Source organism: Skermanella sp., assembly GCF_059503625.1.
Genome location: NZ_JCACHA010000084.1, coordinates 1 through 3,484, shown reverse-complemented (window position 1 = coordinate 3,484; position 3,484 = coordinate 1). Strand labels below are relative to the sequence as shown.

Sequence of the window (3,484 nt, the reverse complement as noted above, 5' to 3'; positions counted from 1 at the left end):
ATCGCCTCGGGAGTCACAGCCGGATTGACCGTCTCGTCCCCAGGCTCGCTCAGGCCAAGGCGGCGGATCAGGAGGCCGAGCGTCGTGCCCTGGAGGACCAGCGTCGCTAGGATCGCGCAGAATGCAAGGAAGACGATGATGTCGCGTTCCGGGAACTGCGCCGGCAGGGCCAGTGCCGCTGCCAGGCTGACCACCCCGCGCATACCGGCCCAGGCGAGCACCGTCGGATGGCTCCAGGGTGGCATCGGGTCACGCTGACGCAGGCTGGGTGACAGCGCCCTCGGCAGCCAGGTTGTCGGGAATACCCAGAGAAAGCGGCTGAGGATCAAAGCCACAGACACCGCCAGCCCAAGGCCGACGAGCTGATAAGGGTCGTACTGCTCCAGTCGGGCCACAATTCCGCGCAGTTGCAGGCCGATCAGGACGAACACTAGGGCGGTCAGCGTGAACTCGACGAAGCCCCACACTGCGTTCATCTCCAGGCGGGTGCGCGCCGTGAAGGCGGCATGCTGCTGCCGACCCAGGATCAAGCCGCAGGTCACGGCGGCGAGCACACCCGAGACGTGGAGGTGTTCGGCGGCAAAGTAGGCCGCAAAGCCGACGAGGAAGGAAACCAGGATGTCGAGCAGCGTGTCCTCAAGGTGGGTGAAGATCCACATCGCGGCACGGCCAGCCAGATAACCTACGATCACACCACCGCCGGCGGACGTCACGAACGACAGGGAAGCTTCGGAAACGGAAACCGCTCCGGCCAGGGTGGCGCCGATGGCGAAGCGGTAGAGGACCAGGGAGGAGGCATCGTTCAGCAGGCTCTCGCCTTCGAGCACCACGACCAGCCGCTTGGGCATGGAGAAGTTCTTCAGCACCGAGGCTGCCGCCACGGCATCGGGCGGGGCGACGATGGCGCCGAGGGTAATGGCGGCCCACCACGGCATGGTGGGAATCAGCAGCTTGGCAACGACCGCGACGACCAGCGTAGTGAATACGACAGCGCCGACCGCGAGGAACAGGATCGGCCTCAAGTTGGACCGAAATGCCGGCCAGTCGGTGCGGTAGGCGCTCGCTTGGAGGAGCGGCGGCAGAAACAGCACAAGAGCGAGCTGCGGATCCAGATCAACAGTCGGCAGGCCTGGGATTAGGGCCAGCGTCATGCCGCCAATGACCAGCACCACGGCCGCGGGTATGTTCAGGCGGCGGGCGACCAGCGCCAGGGCGACGCAGGCGGCCAGTAGGCCCAGCAGAATCTCGAAGATTGCCATATCACGGTTCCGGTTTCTCAGAGAGGCCGTAGGTCGCGTCGGCCCGGCATGACGATTGAAGTCATTCCGAGCAGTGACTGGTACAATCAAGATAAAGAGACATCCCGATCCCGCTGCTGTGTTCCGGCATCATGATTGCTGGCTTTGAAATTGGACAGCGGGAACCTGATCGGCATGCGGCCATTCCAGGCTCGCATGCCGATCTGCTTGATCCCGTACGAGAACCTATTCAGCGGAACCTGGCTTGGCCTTTTTGGCCTTCGCCTTCGCGGCAGGCTTCGTCCTGGCGACAGGCTGTTCCAACGCTTCGTCCGCACCAGCGTTCTCGCTAGCTGAGCTGGTTTGTTCAGCTTGCGGATTAGCGCCACTGCGGGCCAGCTGAGTCAAAAGCTCGTCTGTTTTCTTCTCTTCAGCCAGGGTTTCCTCCAGAAGCGTCGCCGCCTCGACCATGCCCAGCTGGCTGGCCCAGGTGCTGAGCGTGCCATAGCGCGCGATCTCGTAGTGCTCGACCGCCTGGGCGGCGCCGATCAGAGCAGCATCGGCAGCCGGGCTGTCGCCGAAATCCTCTAGGATCTCGGCCATTTCGGCGTTGAGACCCTGAATGGCCTCGCAGCTCTTGCCCCTCGCTGGCTTGTCCAGCAGCTCGAACACCTGCTCCAGACGTTCCACCTGGGTCCGGCTTTCCTCACGGTGCTGCTCGACAGCCTGCCGCAGGTCATCTGCCTTGGCTGCCTTGGCTGCTGTGCCCAGCATCCGCACCGCCTGCTTCTCGGCGTAGTAGACATCCTTGAGTGTTTCGAGGAACAGGTCGGCGAGGGTCTTTTCCTTGGTCGGCATCAATCAGGGGTCCTTGATGAGGAAGAATGCCAGTTCAACCCACTGCGCAGGGGGTGGTTCCTGCCCTGTTCGAAGCCGTGTCCGCGGCAGATGTTTAACCAAACGGTGTCCGCTTCGCTCAAGGGATATGTCACGCCCTCCACCTTCTCGACAGGTTCCGAGGAGGCCTGCTCGATCTCTCACCTTCTTGGACTCCTCTGTCCGGCGACGGCATCTCCGTGACACGACCAAAGGGATTGCGATCGACATAGTGAACTTCCTGAACTCTCGGATCCTGCGGTCCCGTCACGATCGAGCAGAAAATGATGTCTCTAGCCTGAACGTCCGCATAGCCGCCTTGGGCAAGGGTCGATCTCACCAGAAAAGCATCGGGCGAGCCGTCCGTCACCTGTACAAAGCCAAAGCTGTGGATCGGCGTCCACGCTTGGGCCACGAGCTGGGGCGGCTCAAACTGTTGATTTTTCAAGGAAGTAGAGCTGCCATGATTCATGGTAGCCCTCCATCGGCGCCGATAGAAGGCCACCTCTTGAAGCGAATTCGCAAGATGAATCAATGTGGTATGTGTAGTACGGTCATGGCCTAAGCTTGGACGCCGATCCACATGGCCCCTCCTTCAGGTGGCGACAAGTGCCGGAGGGGTGCTTGCGATCGTGCTGGCGTTACAGTACGTGGTCAGTTTAATAACGACATTCGTGCCGCCGGTGAACAGAATACTGGCGGCTCAGAAAGATCAGGCCGGCACGACCAAGGCCGCAGCGGCCGGCGTGATGACCTGGGCATCGACGCGCTCTATCGTCGGATTGGTTCTGGCGCTGTCGCTCCCAGCGACACTGCCCGACGGCCGACCGTTTGCCGAGCGAGACCTTATTGTCGTCATGGCGGCTTTCACTATCGTCGGCTCTATCGTCGTCCAGGGATTGACGCTGCGGCCAGCGGTGCGTCAAGCGGAGCTTGGGGTTGAGGACGAGAAGGCCGAAGAGAAAGTGGCGGAACGGGCCATGAGAGAAGCCTACCCGATCGGCGCCTCGGAGCGGAGCACGCCGGTCAATGGCTTCGATGCCGAACGCATGGCCCTGTTGCGGCTGCGGGAAGACAACAGCATCGGCGACGAGGTTCTGAGAAAGATGCTGCGTGAAACCGACCTGCGGTCACGAGCGGCAGAGAAAGACACCTTGCCAGGTGCGGGGCACCCGTTCACCTCCCCCGTCAGGCTGATAGCGGGATGGAGATATGGGGCAGGCCTTTGCGCGCCATTGCCAAGAGGTCGGTGATGTATTGCCACGGTTCGACACCGCGACGGCGACAGGTCTCGAAGACGCTCAGAGTGGCGGCGTAGGCCGCCGAGCCCTCCTCGGTGCGGGTGCCGTTGGAGATCCGCCGGGCGATGA

At 62.3% G+C, this 3,484-nt stretch carries 5 protein-coding genes; 1 reads left to right on the top strand and 4 read right to left on the bottom strand.

Features of this window, described 5'->3' with window-relative positions; all coding sequences use genetic code 11:
- The 3 genes from AC5JJ6_RS02240 to AC5JJ6_RS02230 all read right to left on the bottom strand — a co-directional run.
- Positions 1–1,259 (bottom strand): Na+/H+ antiporter (locus tag AC5JJ6_RS02240; RefSeq protein ID WP_496040481.1); only part of this gene is annotated, 1,259 nt, incomplete at its 3' end.
- A 225-nt stretch (positions 1,260–1,484) separates the two neighbouring features.
- Complete coding sequence (locus AC5JJ6_RS02235) at positions 1,485–2,096, bottom strand: YciE/YciF ferroxidase family protein (RefSeq protein ID WP_496040480.1); 612 nt, start codon at positions 2,094–2,096, stop codon at positions 1,485–1,487.
- Positions 2,097–2,226: 130 nt separating this feature from the next.
- Complete coding sequence (locus AC5JJ6_RS02230) at positions 2,227–2,586, bottom strand: cold-shock protein (protein ID WP_496040479.1); 360 nt, start codon at positions 2,584–2,586, stop codon at positions 2,227–2,229.
- A 148-nt stretch (positions 2,587–2,734) separates the two neighbouring features.
- Here AC5JJ6_RS02230 and AC5JJ6_RS02225 point away from each other — a divergent pair, with 148 nt between their 5' ends.
- A complete protein-coding gene (locus AC5JJ6_RS02225; protein WP_496040478.1) occupies positions 2,735–3,367 on the top strand; it encodes a hypothetical protein in 633 nt (210 codons plus the stop codon).
- Here the strand turns inward: AC5JJ6_RS02225 and AC5JJ6_RS02220 are convergent.
- On the bottom strand, positions 3,303–3,484 hold a 182-nt coding region (locus tag AC5JJ6_RS02220; RefSeq protein WP_496040477.1), incomplete at its 5' end, for a transposase domain-containing protein. The genes AC5JJ6_RS02225 and AC5JJ6_RS02220 overlap by 65 nt on opposite strands.